Source organism: Chitinophaga ginsengisoli (assembly GCF_003014595.1).
In the GTDB taxonomy this organism is placed as follows: Bacteria; Bacteroidota; Bacteroidia; order Chitinophagales; family Chitinophagaceae; genus Chitinophaga; species Chitinophaga ginsengisoli.
On sequence record NZ_PYGK01000001.1, the window covers coordinates 926,506 to 944,004 of the forward strand.

Sequence of the window (17,499 nt, forward strand, 5' to 3'; positions counted from 1 at the left end):
GGAGAGCTCCCGGCGAAGAGACCTGACCGTTTCGACCTCCGCCTGGAGCTTTCTGTTTGTGGCAAATCATAGAGATGTATGAAACTTTTACTTATTGAAGATGAACCATCAGTAGTATCGTTCATACACCGTTATCTCACAGAAGCGGGGTACGACGTAAGTGTGGCAATGGACGGGCAGTCCGGTCTGCAGATGGCTACTGAACACAGTTTCCAGCTGATCATCCTGGATGTGATGTTGCCTGGTATGAATGGGATAGCCGTTTGTAAAGCGCTACGTAAACAAAACGATACAACTCCCATCCTGATGCTTACTGCCCTTGGCTCTACCGAAAATGTAGTGGCCGGTCTGGACAGTGGTGCCGACGACTACCTGGTGAAGCCCTTCAAACAGGCCGAACTGCTGGCCCGCATACGCTCTCTGTTGCGCCGTAATCCTGATAATGCTGTCAATACTGCCAACGTTGTGGTTAATAACAACCATACCGCCAATGTTCTGAAAGTAGCCGATCTTGAACTGGACCTCAATACAAAAAGCGCCAGCCGTTACGGTGAAAATATTGTGTTGACCGCTACTGAATACAGACTGTTGGAATACATGATGAGAAACCCCCGCCGTGTGCTTTCCAGAATGGAAATACTGGAAAATGTATGGGGCGTTGATTTCAATATGAATACCAAAGTAGTGGATGTTTATGTCAATTACCTGCGCAAAAAAGTAAACCGTAAAGAGCAGCCTGCCTTGATTCAGACTGTAGTGGGCATGGGGTATATGTTGAAAGAAGAAGAATGACCATACGTAATAAGATATTAGGTTTATTCACGGCGCTCACCGTCTCCATTATCCTGATGATGGCGGCTTTCGCCTATTTCCTCATCAATCGTCAGTCTTTCGATGACTTCTACAAGCGACTTGAGATCAGGGCTTATATCGCAGCCAGGGCCAGGTTGACGCAAGATAAAGACAACAGTGCCACGTATGCTGAGATCCGGAATGAGCACCTGGAACGCCTGCCACACGAAAAAGAATATTTTATAAGAATAGATACGACCGGCAGTCCTGCTCCAGATCCCGGCCTGAAGCCCCTACGGCAGCATTTCTATGATAATATAAAGACAGAAGGAAAAGCCACTTACCGCTATAAGGACACGTTTTACCAGGGAGTATTGTTTGAGAATGAATCCGGCAAATATATCGTGATCGTTTCCGCCAGTAATGTATATGGTCAGCAGTTTATGACCGAACTGAGAAGGACCCTGCTGATCTGTATGGCCATTGCCGCTGTTGTAGTCGTAACTACAGGGCTTTTCTTTTCCCGGTATATCCTGCAGCCGGTGCGCCAGATCACTTCCCGTGTAAAAGATATCAGGGCCCATAATCTGCACCTGCGACTGGATACCCCCACCAGCAGAGACGAAATGACAGAGCTGGCCCAGACCTTCAATAACATGCTGGACCGCCTGGAAACAGCTTTCGAAACACAGAATAACTTTGTTAGTAATGCTTCTCATGAACTGGGTACCCCGCTGACCGCCATTATCGGAGAGGCTGAACTGGCCCTGAATAAGCAACGTAATGACGAACAGTACCGGCAGTCACTGTCAGTAATACTGAAAGAAGCAGAAAGATTGGAACATATTACGAAAAGCCTGCTAAGCCTTGCACAAACAGGATTTGACGGGAAGAGACAACAGCTGGAGAAGATACGCACAGATGAGCTGATCTTTACAGTAAAAGAAACAATAGACCGTATCAACCCGGAAAACCAGGTAGAGATCGACTATACCATGCTACCCGAAGAAGAAGATAAACTCATTATATTAGGGAATGCACAGCTGTTGCAACTGGCATTAAGTAATATTGTACAGAACGCCTGTAAATACTCCGATAACCGTCCCGCATCTGTGGCACTGGCGGCTACCGATAAGAACAATATCATCATCATCAAAGACAATGGTATAGGTATTCCAGCCCGGGATATGCCTTTTATTTACGATCCTTTTTATCGTGCTTCCAACACCGGCGGATATAAGGGCTATGGTATCGGCTTGCCGCTGGCGCGTAATATTATACGCCTGCACGGAGGCAATATCGTTGTTAATAGCAGAGAGAATCAGGGAACTGAGATCAGGATTGTATTACCGACATATACACGGTCGTGATAACGTTTTATTCTTACCGTTTTCTTACCTGTTTTTGACCTCATTCTTACACCAGAGGTGTTTTCTTACAACATTTTTACTTTTTTTTTAAGTTCCTTTTAACTGGCCCTTACCTGTTCCTTACCTCGTGCTGGTAGTTTTGCATTAAAAGAATTACCCATGAAGCATGTATTGATTCCTACAGATTTTTCTATCCGGTCTCTTCGCGTAGTGCACGGTGTGGTTGAGCGCTTTGGTGGTGAACCACTCAATATTGTCCTGATGCATGCGGTAGAAATGCCCGGTTCGATTATGGACCTGATGATGCTGTCCAGAAGGTCGTCTCACTACGATCTCATTACGGCTGACTATAAAGATGCCTGTGAGATCATTAAGAATAAATATGCCTCTGTTATTCATTCGCTGAAAACTGAATTCCTGATCGGTAATGGTAAAGGGCTGTTCAGGAACTTCTTGTTATATCACAACATAGATGTGATAGCATGCGCCGCCAAAGATGAATTCCGTAAAGCAGGGGTAAACAGTTACAATCCTGCAGAACTGATCAGAAAGAGCAAATATCCTGTACATCATATACCGCTGGCTCCCAGGAAGGAGAAATACCTGGTGTCTGCCATGTCAGAGTTGTTTGAAGTATAGAAACTATAAAACCGTTACAAGATGTTGTTGAAAAAGAATATCCCGTTTAAATATGTTTTCGGGAAAATAAAATATGAGATCCTGCTCGTAGCGGTATATACGCTGGTAATAGTATTACTGCACGACAGATTTAATCTGAAGCACATGGCTATTCCCCTGTCTGTGCCTATGATCATGGGTACTGTTATTTCGCTGTTGCTGGCCTTCCGTTCCAATCAGGCATATGACCGCTGGTGGGAAGCAAGAACAGTATGGGGGGCTATTGTAAATGATTCGCGTACCTTTTCAAGACAGGTGCTTTCATTCATAGATAGTGCTTACGACGGAGAAGATATAGGGCATTTCAGAGAACGTATGGTACGCAGGCAGATCGCCTGGTGTTATGCACTCAGCCAGTCCCTGCGTGGATTGGATGCCAGGGAAGGACTTGACAGGCTCATTCCAAAAAGAGAGATGTCACATATAAGCAAGTATACCAATGTGCCGATGGCATTACTGGAACTGCATGCGCGTGATCTGAACTATGCGCTGAAACAGGGATGGATCAATGAATACCAGCAGGTACAGCTGGACCAGACCCTGAGCCGTTTATGTGATGGAATGGGTAAATGTGAGCGAATCAAGAATACGGTCTTCCCGGCAACGTACAGTCTTTACATCCATTTCGCCCTGAACTTTTTCATCCTGTTGCTGCCCTTTGCTCTGATAGAGTATTTCGGACTGGTGGAAGTGCCTATGGTAGTAGCTATTGCCGCTTCTTTCCTCTTAATAGAGAAGATGGCGATCCACCTGCAGGACCCGTTTGACAATAAACCTACGGATACGCCAATGACGGCAATATCGAGGAATATTGAGCGCGATCTGAAACAGATGCTGAATGATCATCATCTGCCCGAGACTGCGAATGCAGATCATAAATTCTATGTGATGTAATAATTGTTTAAAGCCTACACTTATCTTACTCTGTTGGAGAAGGGATAACGTTCCGGTGCATACGAATAAAAGCACAATCAAGGATTAAGGAAGGATTACTACGGCGCCGGACGTCATTCCAACATGGATATAGAGTGTTATATGGAGGAAACAAGTAAGGGAGCTTTCGCTCCCTTTTATTTTTTCATGCAATATGATCAGAATAGCAAGCCACCGCCGCTGCCTCTGGGTGCTTTGCCCAGATGTACATAGGCCTTTTCGGTGACTTCCCTGCCGCGCGGCGTACGTTTGATAAAACCCTCCTGGATCAGGAATGGCTCATATACCTCTTCCAGGGTGCCTGCTTCTTCCCCAACTGCCGTTGCAATGGTGGTAATACCAACAGGACCGCCTTTGAAGTTTTCAATGATCACCTGGAGAATGCGGTTATCCATTTCATCCAATCCGTATTCATCCACATTCAACGCTCTCAGGCTGTGTTGTGCTATATCGAGGTCGATAATTCCGTTACCTATAACCTGCGCAAAATCACGCACACGTCTGAGCAGGCCATTGGCAATACGCGGAGTACCCCGGGAGCGCCGCGCTATTTCCATTGCTGCATCTGAGGTGATCTTGGTTTGTAATAATCCGGCTGCCCGCCAGATGATCTTTTGCAGGGTAGCGGCGTTATAATATTCCAGTCTCGACTTGATACCGAAACGCGATAGCAGTGGCGCCGTCAACAATCCTGAGCGGGTGGTGGCACCTATCAGGGTAAAAGGATGCAGTGTGATCTGTATGGAACGTGCACTGGGGCCCGTATCGATCATAATGTCGATGCGGTAATCTTCCATAGCCGAGTACAGGTATTCTTCCACCACCGTACTGAGACGGTGGATCTCATCTATGAATAGCACGTCCTTATCTTCCAGGTTGGTGAGCAAGCCGGCCAGGTCGCCGGGTTTTTCTATTACCGGTCCTGAAGTTTCCCTGATATTCACCCCCATTTCATTGGCCACGATACGGGAAAGGGTTGTTTTGCCTAATCCGGGAGGGCCATGGAACAGAATATGATCCAATGCTTCGCCTCTTAATTTGGCTGCCTTGATAAATATTTTCAGGTTGTCAATGATCTGATCCTGCCCGGAGAAATCGATGATCTCCCGGGGGCGGATGCTATTCTCAAACTCCTTTTCTGCCGCGCTCTGGCGGTTTTCTTCTGGTCTTAGCGGATTAGACATATCGGGGCGAAAGTTACCAAAAATATAGCTGTTGCAAGACGACTGGTAATACATTGTGTGGTATATTTATGTAGCGCCACTAAATTTAACCCGGCTAGAAATAATGAGAAAGTATCATACACTGCTACCTGCCCTATGCCTGATCACCCTTATGTCCTATGGGCAGCAGATCAAAAAATCAGAGGTAAAACGCATATTATCCACATTAGCTGCCGATGATATGCAGGGTCGTGAAACTTTTAAACCTGGCGCGGAAAAGGCCGCCGCATTCCTGGAAAAAGAATTTGCAGATGCTGGACTGGAACCATTGGCGGGAGATAAGGATTTCAGACAATCATTTTTTCAGTATGACACTAAACTGATAAAAGAGAAGGTTGTACTGAATGGGAAGGCTGGCCAGCCTGGGATAGTGTTTGTAACCGGCGTGGAAAGTGAGATCAACTGGACACAGGACACTAAAGTGGAAATAGCTCATATCAACGCGGGCGATAATTTTGATAACAGGGTACAGGAACTGAAACGAGCTTCACATAATACCCTTGTATGGGTAGACACTACGCAGGTTGAAAAATTTAATCAGTATGACGGCGAAATATGGCTACATGGCGTCCATAAACAGGATAGTGCAGCTACTGTTGTATTTGTTTTAAAACCGCAGGCATTTGACGGTGCCGGTAAATGGTCAGTTCAGGTTTCACAGGAAGTGACCCGCCTGCCGCTTTGTAACGTGGCAGGTATGATCACCGGCAGCGGTAAACCCGATGAATATGTGATCTTCTCCGGGCACTACGATCACATCGGGATAATAGCGCCGGTGGAACAGGACAGCATTGCCAACGGTGCTGATGACGATGCAAGCGGAGTGACGGCTGTATTGATGCTGGCGAAATATTTCAAAAAACATCCGCCTGTACGTAGTATCCTGTTCGTAGCCTTTACAGGGGAGGAGATCGGTGGTTATGGTTCCCGTTACTTCTCGCGTCAACTAGACCCTGAAAAGATCGTGGCGATGTTCAACATAGAAATGATCGGTAAGGAGTCCAAGTTTGGCAAGAACAGCGCCTTTATCACAGGGTACGAACGTTCTGACTTCGGACAGATACTGGGTCGCAACCTGGAATCTTCGGTATTCCATTTTTACCCCGATCCATATCCTGAGCAGCAGCTTTTTTACCGTTCTGACAATGCTACCCTGGCAAGACTGGGGGTACCGGCACACACGATCTCCACTACACAGATCGATAAGGATACCCTGTATCACAGTGTGAATGATGAGATGGAAAGCATGGACCTGGATAATATCACCAGTATCATTCAGGCGATAGCAACCAGCGCCACCTCCATCGTAGATGGTAAAGACACGCCAACCCGGATAGACAAGGCAGCTGTTAGCCGCCGCAGATAGTTTTAAGGGATCATTTGCAGGATGATGTTCGGATCCGGGCAGTTGGCCAGGTATTTTTCCCTTTCGCTATAGCGGCATACGCCGGGATAATCGCCCTTATTGCCTTCCATGTCGGTGATGATCTGGAAATGAAGGTGAGGGGGCCAATGGCCATTCTCGGGAATATCCCCGAAATGCGCTATCTGCTGACCTGCTACGATCCGCATATTCTCCTGCAGACCTTCCAGGTCACGCAGGGAAAGATGGCCATACAGGGTATGGAAAACATGTCCTTCCAGTTGGTGGCGAAGGATGATAGTAGCGCCATAGTCGCCATGTATATCATTGAACCTGAAGCTATGAACGGTGCCTTCCATAGGGGCAAATACAGGGGTACCCGGGGCGCCCCATATGTCAATACCTAAGTGCAGGCGGCGCGGTTCATCAGCTGTAGAAAAGTGCTCGCTGCGGGAATAAATGGTCCGGTGTTCCGCATAGCCACCTATGCCAAAGCGGCATTCATGGTCCGTCAGCAGCTGGTTCACATAATCTGTAAACTTTTGGGTATCGTCCAGTATTTCCGCAGTAAGTGTCGTATTCCTGTCCGTAAAGTCCATTGCCAACAGGCTGTCATTTTCCGGATCAAATAATACTACTGGCTGAAAGGGCTGATAATGCTCCAGGATCTTCTCTAACATGAAAGATGGGTTGAAAGGGGCAAAATACGAAAAGTGTGCTTTATGTTGGAATTAGCGGCCAACAAAGGCTATAGTTATAAAAGTAAAAGGCCCCGGCATTATGCCGGGGCCTTTTACTTTTAACTTGTCAGGATCAGATAACGATATTGATCATCCTGCCTTTCACGATCACTACTTTCTTTACCGGTTTCCCGTCGATCCATTTCAGAACGGCCTCGTTAACCAGCACCTCCTTTTCAATGGTCTCATTGTCTGCATCGAGCGGGAAGCTAAGTTCAGTACGTGTTTTACCATTAACGGCTATCGGATAGGTGAAAGCGCTTTCCTTCGTGTATTTCTCTTCAAATACAGGATATGGGGCGTCCAGGATGCTGGTAGTATTGCCCAGCTGGTGCCACAGTTCTTCAGCGATATGCGGTGCATATGGCGCCAGTAATATCAATACTGGTTCCAGTACACTACGCTTGTTCGACTTCAGGCTGCTCAGTTCATTCACGCAGATCATGAACTGGCTGACTGCTGTATTGTAGGAGAAGTTTTCTGTGTCAGCATCTATCTTCTGGATGGTCTTGTGCAGGATCTTCAGCTCTTCAGGTGTAGCTGGAGCATCTTTCACAATAATACCCTTCTGCTCGTCGGCAAACAGGCGCCACAGCTTTTTCAGGAAGCGGTGTACCCCTTCAATACCCTTGGTATCCCATGGTTTGGATTGTTCTACAGGTCCGAGGAACATTTCATACATGCGGAAAGTATCAGCACCGAACTTCTCCACGACGTCATCCGGGTTGACAGTGTTGTATTTTCCTTTACTCATTTTTTCGAGTAAAACGCCGCAGATATATTTCCCGTCTTCCAGTATGAATTCCGCATCGCTATTGGCAGGTCGCCAGTTTCTGAAAGCTTCAATATCCAGTTCCAGGCCATCTACGATATTTACATCGGTATGTAACTCATCTGTTTCGTACTGGTCTTTCAAGCCATGAGAAACGTAAGTATTAGTGCCACGAATACGATAAACCATACGAGAACTACCACCGATCATACCCTGGTTGATCAGTTTCTTATATGGCTCCTGGAAGCCAATATATCCCAGGTCAAACAGTGCTTTTGTCCACATACGGGAATACAGCAGGTGACCTACGGCATGCTCTGTACCACCCACATACACATCTACCTGGTTCCAGTAGTCTGTAGCTGCGCGGTCTGCAAATACCTCCGTGTTTGTTGGATCGGTATAACGCAGGAAATACCAGCTACTGCCAGCATAACCAGGCATCGTATTAGTTTCGCGTTTTGTGTCCGCATCGATATTTACCCAGTCGGTAATGTTAGCCAGCGGGCCTTCACCTTCTTCTCCGGGTTTATAGTTTTCTACGTGCGGTAAGGTAACCGGCAGGTCCTTCTCATCCAGCGCGTAGGGAACACCGTTCTTGTATACAATCGGGAATGGCTCACCCCAGTAGCGCTGGCGACTGAAACCAGCGTCTCTCATTTTATAATTGATCTGGCGTTTACCAATGCCCATTGCCTCTATTTTCTCGGCTACTACATCCATGGCGTTGCGCATGGTCATGCCGTCCAGGAAGTCGCTATGCTGCAGGATCGCGTCTTTGGTAGGATTCGCTTCTTCTCCATTGAAGGCATCTCCGATAATGTTGGTGATCGGGATGTCGAAGTGTTTGGCAAAGGAGTAGTCGCGCTGGTCGCCACAAGGTACCGCCATAATAGCACCTGTACCATATCCTGCCAGTACATATTCAGAGATCCATACCGGGATACGACGTCCGTTGAATGGATTCAGTACATATGCGCCGGTAAAACAACCGGTGATTTGTTTTACCTCTGCCAGACGCTCACGCTCGGAACGGCTCTGTACGTAGTCCAGGTATTTCTCTATTGCTGCTTTCTGCTCTGCGGTGGTAATGCGGCTTACCAGTTCGTGCTCAGGCGCCAATACCATAAAATCTACCCCGAAGATGGTATCAGGACGGGTAGTATATACGGTTACGGTGCTATCAGGAATACCATCAAACGCAAAAGAGATCTCAGCTCCCTGGCTCTTACCGATCCAGTTACGCTGCATTTCTTTCATCGCATCGCTGTATTCGACTGTTTCCAGTCCTTCCAGCAGGCGGTTCGCATACTCCGTGATACGGAGGAACCACTGTCTCATTTTCTTTTTGATAACAGGGTAGCCGCCACGCTCACTGACACCGTTCACTACCTCATCGTTGGCTAGTACGGTTCCCAGGGCAGGACACCAGTTTACTTCCGCAAAAGCCAGGTAGGCCAGACGGTAGTGCATGAGTATCTCACGCTGACGTACTTCGCTGAATTGCTTCCATTCGTCTGCTGTAAAGCTGATATAACGGTCGCCGGGACATTCATGGTCTTTATTACCCGCTTTTTCAAAGGCAGTGATTAATGTTTCAATACGTTCTGCTTTTTGCAGGGAACGGTTGAACCAGCTGTCGAACAACTGCAGGAAGATCCATTGTGTCCATTTGTAATAGCCTGGATCGCTGGTTTTTACTTCCCGGTCCCAGTCAAAGCTGAAACCCATATTGTCCAGCTGCCTGCGGAAGGCTGCCAGGTTGTTGGCTGTAGTAACTGCGGGGTGCTGACCGGTTTCCAGTGCATACTGTTCTGCCGGCAGGCCAAAGGCGTCCCAGCCCATTGGGTGGAGTACGTTAAAGCCTTTCAGTCTTTTATAACGGGCATATATATCGGATGAGATATACCCCAATGGATGACCCACATGGAGCCCTGTCCCTGAGGGATAGGGGAACATATCCATTACATAACATTTGGGTTTGGGGCTGTTGTTGCTAACCTGGTAAGCCTTCGCATCTACCCAGTGTGCCTGCCACTTTTTCTCAATCGCCCTGAAATTGTATTCCATATAATAATTAAATATCTGTCTTATTGTACATGAGTCATTACTTAAGGCCCATGCATTGAGCTTAAAATAACGTTAAAGGATGACAAAAGTAAACATAACTGCTAATTTTTATTATTTTCGCCATTAAACGGTAGATTAATGGCGCAGCAACCCGGCAAATCATCATCAAAAAAATCAAAACCTTCCTATCTCTACTCTATTATTGGGGTGGCGTTAGTTCTCTTTCTACTGGGAACACTTGGCCTGATCGTTATACATGCCAATAAACTGAGCGAATTCTTCAAGGAAAGTATTGAAATCCAGGTGATTCTGAGGGATAATGTGAAGGAAGAACAGGCTATTGCCCTGCGTGATTCCATCGCTTCCCGTCCTTATGTGAAGTCCATTGAGTACGTATCGAAAGATATGGCTGCCGAGCGCTTTAAAAAGGAATTTGGCGAGGATTTTATCACCCTCCTGCAATATAACCCATTGTATGCCAGTATCAACATCAAGGGGAATGCCCCTTATGTGAATCCTGACAGTCTGAAAGTGATTGAGGCGAACCTGACGCAGCAGAGCATTGTAAGAGAGATCTCTTATCAGAGAGGGCTGGTTAGCAAACTGAACGAGAACGTACGCAAAATAGGCCTGGTAATACTCAGCATCTGCATATTACTTTCCCTGGTAGTGATAGTACTCATCGATAATACTATCCGCCTGGCGATGTTCAGTAACCGTTTCCTGATCAAGACCATGCAAATGGTAGGGGCTACCCGCTGGTTCATTGCAAAGCCATTTGACCTGCGCAGTATCATTAACGGGGCACTGAGTGCCATTCTCGCCATTGCGGGTGTGTTAGGTATTGTTTACGGTGCAGACCAGTTGCTGCCGGAACTGGCAGGTATGAGAGACTATTTCATGATGGCAGTGCTGTTCATTGGTATGATCATCATCGGGATCTGTATCTCCCTTGTAAGTACACACCGTTCAGTAATGAAGTACCTGCGTTTAAAACTGGACGATCTATATTAATCTGATAATTTTCACCATACGATACCATGAGTAAAGCATCCAAGCACATCACCGTTGAAAACGCAGGCACAGACGTACGTCCTGTTTTTGCAAAAGAGAATTACAAATTCATGATCATCGGACTGGCTATCATTCTCGTAGGCTTCCTGTTAATGATGGGAGGTAACAGCGATGATCCCAATTCGTTCAAACCTGAAGAAGTATACAGCTTCCGCCGTATCACCCTGGCACCAATTGTAATTGTGCTGGGCCTGATCGTAGAGATCTACGCTATCATGCGTAAACCTAAATAAGGGCGGATATAAGATATTGAATGTTCACGGCGATGAAATGCTCATCGCCTTTTTTTTGATAACAATACTTCAGCACTTAAACTCTTTTATTGTCATGGATTTCTGGCAGGCGATTATTATTGCGATCGTGGAAGGATTAACCGAATTCTTACCTGTATCATCTACAGGTCATATGGTGATCACCAGCGCATTGTTAAAGCTCAATAAGGACGAATTCACCAAACTATTTGAGGTTTGTATCCAGCTGGGTGCGATCCTCGCTGTGGTGGTCTTATACTGGAGAAAGTTCCTGGTATTTGATAAGAACAGGGTTAGTTTTTATGTAAAACTGATCGTAGCCGTATTACCGGCACTGATTATCGGGTACTTATTCGCAGATCGTATTGACGCACTGCTGGAAAGTCCGCTGGTAGTGGGTATCACCTTATTACTGGGTGGTATCGTGCTGTTATTTGTAGACAACTGGTTTACACAGCCCACTATAGAAAGGGATGAGGATATGAGCCTATTCAAGGCCCTGCGCATCGGCTTCTGGCAATGTATAGCCATGATACCTGGTGTGAGCCGTAGTGCCGCCACTATCATCGGTGGTATGCAGCAGAAGCTGACCCGCAATGTAGCTGCAGAATTTTCCTTCTTCCTGGCAGTGCCTACCATGGCAGCTGCCACCGGGTATAAGCTGCTGAAAGGCCGTGAACTGCTGATGTCCAATACCGACAACCTGAAGCTGTTGTTGGTAGGAAATATCGTGGCATTCATTGTAGCAATGATCGCCATAAAATTCTTCATCAATACCCTGAAGAAATATGGTTTCAGGGTGTGGGGATACTATCGTATCGTTGTAGGTATCGCTATCCTGGCTGCTATCGGGATGGGATACAAATTATCTGTGTAAATAAATTCTAAATAAAAGACTGGTCCCGGGTCACGTGATTCGGGACTTTGTTATTTATAAACTTTACCTATATATGAGAGTTATTCCCCTTCTTCTGTACTGTATGTTAGTGACCTCCGCTGTCGTAGCGCAACGTAATTATGTACCCGGTGTGATCATCACCTTGCAGAATGATTCACTGAAAGGGTTTATTGATTTCCGCGACTGGTACCAATCTCCCGGTGAAATAGCCTTTAAGGAAAGCTTATCGAACGCAAAAGAGCAACACTTCAAACCTTCGGATATCAATGGGTTTAAAGTAGCTGAACCAGAAGTTGAATATGTAAGCCGGAAACTGCGTATTGATATCACCAAACAGGACATCAGCAATCTGGATGGAAAAACTGAACGTATCGTACAGGATACCCCGGTATTCCTCATGAGAATGGTAACCGGCCATTATAATCTATATGAATATATAGATGAGTTTTCCAGGGTTCACTACATATATGATGCCACTGACGTACCAGCTACAGAATTGGAGTATGTGATGCAGTATATAGAGCGGACTTCCGGCAACAGCGGTATTTTTACTGATGAGAGATACAAGGAACAATTGACAGCCTTATTTGCAGATAATGCCTCTCTGGCAAAAAAAGCCGGGCAGGTAGCTTACCGGGAAGCCAATCTGAAAAAACTGTTCCTTACTTACAACAGCTATAAGGAACCAGGAACTGTAACACGGGAGCCGGTAACCGTACAGAAGAAAAAGCGTTTGCCGGTGACATTCGGCATTATGGGAGGACTCGCTTTTACCAGCTATCCTTTTAAAGGAGCCGCTTTTATAGGACAGGGTGAATATGAAAACTCTAAAGGTCCTATAGGTGGCATCTGGGCTGATATCCCTTTGGGGCGTGGTAGACGTAATATTTCATTTGTACCGGAGCTCTTATATAAGAAGCTGGAAACAACCGGGGTTTTGCATGGTATCTATAATGGCGTTATCGTGAAGTTCGGGTTTACCTATCTGCAGTTGAATACATTGTTCCGTTATACTTATCCGACTAAAACTGCTATAAGGCCTTATGTTAATGTCGGGGTCGGAAATGGAATCATCGTTAAAACAAATGAGAACGGAATAAAGAGAAGTCCTGACAGAGGATGGGAAGTGGCCATCGACGGACCCCGTAAATATGAACAGACATTGGTAGGCGGAATAGGTGTAAAGATCTACAAGGTGAATGCTGAAGTAAGATATACAACAGGCAACGGTTTCTCGCCTTATGCAGGCGGAAGAACGGGTATTCACAGCTTCCAGATCCTGGCTGCATACGGTTTCTAACCTTTTACTGCCAGCAGTAATTCCAGGTCGGTATATTTTAGTTTGAATTTTTCACTGAGATGGTAGTTGGTCAGTGCGCCTTTGTAGAGATAGATACCATTACGTACACCGCGTTTGATCCAAACAAGATTTTCAAAACCGCCATCGTCGGCCGCTTCCAGCAACAGAGGCATCAGTACATTACTGATCGCTTCTGATGCGGTGCGGGCGAACCCGGATGGGATGTTGGGAACACAATAATGCACCACATCATATTTTTTGAAGACAGGGTTCTCATGACTGGTAATCTCTGAGGTTTCGAAACAACCGCCACGGTCTATGCTAACGTCTACGATCACTGATCCTGCTTTCATATTGCTGACCATCGCCTCTGTTACAACGATAGGCGTGCGGCCGCTCTGGGACGATAATGCGCCTACAGCTACATCCGCGTTACGGAGTTGTTCTGCCAGCACCTTGGGTTGTATAACAGAAGTGAATATACGTACACCAATATTGTTCTGAAGACGTTTCAACTTATAGATATTGTTGTCAAATACTTTCACAGATGCCCCCAGCGCCATCGCCGTTCTGGCCGCAAATTCACCCACAATACCGGCTCCTATGATCACTACCTTGGTAGGAGGGATACCGGTCACACCGCCCAGCAGAATACCTTTTCCTTTATTACCGTTACTGAGGTACTGACCTGCAAGCAGCATCACGGCGCCACCAGCTATTTCACTCATGGCCCTTACTATCGGGTATGTGCCTGCATCATCTTTGAGATTTTCAAAAGAGAGCAATGTGATCCTTTTTTCCATCATCTTCTGTACCTGCTCTATCTTCAGGGCGGCCAGGTGGATAGGGGAAATAACGATCTGATGAGGGCGCAGCAGTTCTATTTCTTCGTCATTCAGCGGAGCTGACTTTACGATGATCTCTGCTTTGAATACTTCTTTCTTGTCATACAGAATTTCTGCGCCGGCTTCTGAAAAATCAGTATCATAGAAATGTGAGCCGTCGCCCGCTTTGTGTTCTACTACAATATGATGACCATTGCTGGCTAATATACTGACTGCATCGGGTGTAAGTGCAATGCGGTTCTCCTGGAAGGAAGTCTCTTTAGGTATACCAATAAATAAACGGGAGTTCTTTTGTGGAATATCTAACGTTTCTTCCAGTGGTGAGTACGTAAAGCCAGCACTCACAACAGGTTTTTGCCTTTGCTCCATATGATTATCAAGATTGGTCCGGGTGATTTTTTCCGCGTATCCAAAGATACGTCATTTGTTCAAAGCATTATCCGGCGCGTAAAAGCCTTTTTTTGTCAGGTAATACTGATAGCTGCAACCGGACAGTATCCGGTGGCAGTAAGTCATTGATGATATCAGGCCATTCTACGAAACTGATCGCACGATCACGGTATATAGTGTCTTCAACGCCCGCTGCTATGGCTTCTTCCTCGTCCTTTAGCCGGTAAAGGTCCAGATGATATATGGTATATTCCTGACCGTTTTCCCGGAAAACATATTCGTTGATGATTGAAAACGTAGGACTGGCAGTAGCATCTTCCACGCCTCTGGCAGCACACAATGCTTTCACGAAAGTAGTCTTACCTGCTCCCATCGGCCCTTCCAGGGTAAATAGATGTTGCCCCTTGTAATGTTGCCAGAAGCTTTCTGCGGTTGCAGGCAGCTCTTCCTGAGAAAATGTCCATTCCATGGAGTAAATTTAGCTAATTACGATATCATTGGTTGCTACTGAGTTGCATTAAAAGTTGAACCAGCTGGAACGAATTGATAATCTGTATAATAGGTGGGTACGTCGATACTCCGTTGCATTAATATTTTATTCACGTAAAACAGTGCTCGGTACCTTTGGTTAGGTATTTTGATATTAATATTATTCGCTGAATCATGGAAACGATCAGTTGTAAAGTAAGAGGTATGCACTGCACCAATTGCGCGCAATCGGTGTCAAGATACCTGGAACATAAAGGGATGCAGGACGTGAACGTGAGCTTTGCCACAGAAGAGCTGAGTTTTACCTTACCCGAGGGTATCTCCTCTGCCCGTGATGTATTGAACGGCATTAACCAGATGGGCTACCAGGTGATATTGCCTGACCAACCTCAGCCTGGCACTTTGTTCCTGAATACCCTAACCTTTAAATTCTTCTTCTGCGCTGTTTTTACCGCTCCCTTGCTACTGCACATGTGGGTGAACTGGTCCTGGCTGCATAATACCTATGTACAGTTAGCCTTATCTACCCCGGTATTCCTTATGGGGCTGTGGCACTTCGGTCGCAGCGCCTGGAGATCGCTGGTGAACAGGCTGGCCAATATGGATGTATTGATCACGCTGGGCGCAACAGCTGCTTATGGCTACAGCCTTACAGGTACCTTATTGCACCTGGGTAGTGAATATATGTTCTACGAAACGGCGGCAGCGATCATTACACTGGTGTTCCTGGGAAACCTGCTGGAAGAACGCTCTGTAAAACAGACCACCACTGCCATCGCCGACCTGGCAAGAATGCAGGTAACCACTGCAAGGCTGATCCAGGAACATGGCGATCATGAGCATATTCACATTGTAGATAACCAGACCCTGAAACCGGGTGATAAGGTATTGGTAAATACGGGCGACAAGATCCCGATGGATGGCACCATTTATTGGGGTAGTGGCCATCTGAATGAGTCTATGATTACCGGTGAAAGTACACCGGTGGCTAAAAGCGAAAAGCACAAGGTAATTGGTGGTACTATGCTGGAAGATGGCAGTATCAAAATGTTTGTTACTGCCACCGGTAAGGACACCGTGTTATCCTACATTATAGAACTGGTAAAACAGGCACAGAACAGCAAGCCTGATATGCAGAAGCTGGCCGACAGGATCAGCGGCATTTTCGTACCGCTGGTGCTGGGTATCGCCATTGCTACCTTCCTGGGATGGGCCATTTTCACTCATGTGAGTACCGGCGCAGCCATTATGAAAAGTATCGCAGTATTGGTCATTGCCTGCCCCTGTGCTATGGGCCTCGCTACACCTGCCGCAGTAATGGTGGGGCTGGGACGCGCTGCCAACAACGGGATCCTCATCAAGGGCGCTAATACACTGGAAGCATTCAAAGACATCAGATATGTGGTACTCGATAAAACCGGTACCCTCACCACTGGTAAGCTACAGGTAGGCAACTATCATTTTGAAGGAATGACAGAACAGGAATTCAAAAAGACAGTGTATAGCCTGGAGAAATACTCTTCTCACCCGATTGCCCGCTCATTGGCCGGCTTATGGAAAGGAGAAGGAGAAACACCCTTACAGCAGGTAAGAGAGATAAAAGGCCGTGGTATGCAGGCTAAAGATGCAGCAGGCAATGAATGGCAACTCGGCTCTTTTGTGATGGCGGAAAAGACCATCTCAGATGACAGTCATAACATCTATCTGCTGAAGAACGGACAACTGGCGGGTTGGATTGATTTAATCGACGAGATCAGACCTGATGCTGCCCTGATGGTCAAACAGTTGCAGCATGAGGGAATCAAAACAGTACTGCTGAGTGGGGACACCGAACGTAAATGCAGGGAACTGGCTGCTCAGACAGGTATCACGGAAGTGTTTGCAGGGCAGACACCTGAACAGAAGCTGCAGAAGATTGACGCCCTCATGAAGGAGGCCGCCGTCGCCATGGTAGGAGATGGTATCAATGATGCTCCGGCATTGGCCAGGGCCAGCATTGGTATCTCCCTGAGTGATGCTACCCATGTGGCCATGCAGAGCGCCAATGTGATACTGCTCAATAACCGTCTTTCTTCCCTGCCACTGGCCCTGGGACTGGGACGTCATACTTACCTCACCATCAAACAGAATCTTTTCTGGGCTTTCATTTATAACATCATTGCCATTCCTTTTGCGGCTTTCGGCGTATTAAGCCCCATATCCGGGGCAGGTGTTATGGCACTTTCTGATATTGTACTGGCAGTGAATTCTGTCAGACTGCGCTATAAGAAGGTGATCTGATAGCCGGCATGTGCAGATGTGCGCAATTCTT

15 protein-coding genes are annotated in these 17,499 nt (G+C 46.5%); 10 read left to right on the forward strand and 5 right to left on the reverse strand.

The features are described from left to right. Positions 1-78 precede the first annotated feature (78 nt). The 4 genes from CLV42_RS03935 (at position 79) to CLV42_RS03950 (ending at position 3,734) form a co-directional block, all read left to right on the forward strand. A complete protein-coding gene (locus CLV42_RS03935) occupies positions 79-792 on the forward strand; it encodes a response regulator transcription factor (RefSeq protein ID WP_106600567.1) in 714 nt (237 codons plus the stop codon). Beyond that, positions 789-2,162 carry a HAMP domain-containing sensor histidine kinase gene (locus CLV42_RS03940; RefSeq protein ID WP_106600568.1) on the forward strand — a complete coding sequence of 458 codons (1,374 nt, stop codon included), beginning with the start codon at positions 789-791 and terminating at the stop codon, positions 2,160-2,162. Before CLV42_RS03935 ends, CLV42_RS03940 begins: the two co-directional genes overlap by 4 nt. A 159-nt stretch (positions 2,163-2,321) precedes the next feature. Further along, positions 2,322-2,801 carry a hypothetical protein gene (locus CLV42_RS03945; RefSeq protein ID WP_106600569.1) on the forward strand — a complete coding sequence of 160 codons (480 nt, stop codon included), beginning with the start codon at positions 2,322-2,324 and terminating at the stop codon, positions 2,799-2,801. A 21-nt stretch (positions 2,802-2,822) separates the two neighbouring features. After that, the gene (locus CLV42_RS03950) at positions 2,823-3,734 is read left to right on the forward strand and encodes a bestrophin family protein (RefSeq protein ID WP_106600570.1); all 912 of its coding nucleotides are present in this window, start codon (positions 2,823-2,825) and stop codon (positions 3,732-3,734) included. Between the two features lie 197 nt (positions 3,735-3,931). On the opposite strand, the gene ruvB is transcribed toward CLV42_RS03950, so the two are convergent. Continuing rightward, positions 3,932-4,957 carry a Holliday junction branch migration DNA helicase RuvB gene (gene ruvB / locus CLV42_RS03955; RefSeq protein ID WP_106600571.1) on the reverse strand — a complete coding sequence of 342 codons (1,026 nt, stop codon included), beginning with the start codon at positions 4,955-4,957 and terminating at the stop codon, positions 3,932-3,934. 103 nt (positions 4,958-5,060) lie between these two features. Between ruvB and CLV42_RS03960 the strand changes: the two genes are divergently transcribed. Continuing rightward, positions 5,061-6,362, forward strand: coding sequence for a M28 family metallopeptidase (locus CLV42_RS03960; protein WP_106600572.1), 1,302 nt, complete (start codon positions 5,061-5,063; stop codon positions 6,360-6,362). 2 nt (positions 6,363-6,364) lie between these two features. Here the strand turns inward: CLV42_RS03960 and CLV42_RS03965 are convergent, their stop codons facing one another. Both CLV42_RS03965 and leuS read right to left on the reverse strand, forming a co-directional pair. Continuing rightward, positions 6,365-7,039 carry a peptidoglycan DD-metalloendopeptidase family protein gene (locus CLV42_RS03965; RefSeq protein WP_106600573.1) on the reverse strand — a complete coding sequence of 225 codons (675 nt, stop codon included), beginning with the start codon at positions 7,037-7,039 and terminating at the stop codon, positions 6,365-6,367. Positions 7,040-7,172: 133 nt separating this feature from the next. Beyond that, positions 7,173-9,941: a leucine--tRNA ligase gene (gene leuS / locus CLV42_RS03970; protein WP_106600574.1), complete on the reverse strand. Its 2,769-nt coding sequence runs from the start codon at positions 9,939-9,941 to the stop codon at positions 7,173-7,175. 138 nt (positions 9,942-10,079) lie between these two features. On the opposite strand from leuS, the gene CLV42_RS03975 reads away from it, so the two are divergent. From CLV42_RS03975 to CLV42_RS03990, 4 genes are all read left to right on the forward strand, one after another. Beyond that, positions 10,080-10,955 carry a cell division protein FtsX gene (locus tag CLV42_RS03975; RefSeq protein WP_106600575.1) on the forward strand — a complete coding sequence of 292 codons (876 nt, stop codon included), beginning with the start codon at positions 10,080-10,082 and terminating at the stop codon, positions 10,953-10,955. Between the two features lie 26 nt (positions 10,956-10,981). Next, the gene (locus tag CLV42_RS03980) at positions 10,982-11,248 is read left to right on the forward strand and encodes a DUF3098 domain-containing protein (RefSeq protein WP_106600576.1); all 267 of its coding nucleotides are present in this window, start codon (positions 10,982-10,984) and stop codon (positions 11,246-11,248) included. A 94-nt stretch (positions 11,249-11,342) separates the two neighbouring features. Beyond that, positions 11,343-12,143, forward strand: coding sequence for an undecaprenyl-diphosphate phosphatase (locus CLV42_RS03985; protein ID WP_106600577.1), 801 nt, complete (start codon positions 11,343-11,345; stop codon positions 12,141-12,143). Between the two features lie 73 nt (positions 12,144-12,216). Then, positions 12,217-13,464 carry a porin family protein gene (locus tag CLV42_RS03990; protein ID WP_211303379.1) on the forward strand — a complete coding sequence of 416 codons (1,248 nt, stop codon included), beginning with the start codon at positions 12,217-12,219 and terminating at the stop codon, positions 13,462-13,464. Here the strand turns inward: CLV42_RS03990 and CLV42_RS03995 are convergent. Continuing rightward, entirely contained in the window at positions 13,461-14,678 is a 1,218-nt protein-coding gene (locus CLV42_RS03995) for an alanine dehydrogenase (RefSeq protein WP_106600579.1), read from the reverse strand. The two genes, CLV42_RS03990 and CLV42_RS03995, sit on opposite strands and share 4 nt — an antisense overlap. A 67-nt stretch (positions 14,679-14,745) precedes the next feature. Then, positions 14,746-15,168, reverse strand: a complete 423-nt coding sequence (gene tsaE / locus CLV42_RS04000) for a tRNA (adenosine(37)-N6)-threonylcarbamoyltransferase complex ATPase subunit type 1 TsaE (RefSeq protein ID WP_106600580.1) — start codon at positions 15,166-15,168, stop codon at positions 14,746-14,748. 194 nt (positions 15,169-15,362) lie between these two features. Between tsaE and CLV42_RS04005 the strand changes: the two genes are divergently transcribed. Next, positions 15,363-17,468, forward strand: a complete 2,106-nt coding sequence (locus tag CLV42_RS04005) for a heavy metal translocating P-type ATPase (protein ID WP_106600581.1) — start codon at positions 15,363-15,365, stop codon at positions 17,466-17,468. The last annotated feature ends 31 nt before the right edge of the window (positions 17,469-17,499 follow it).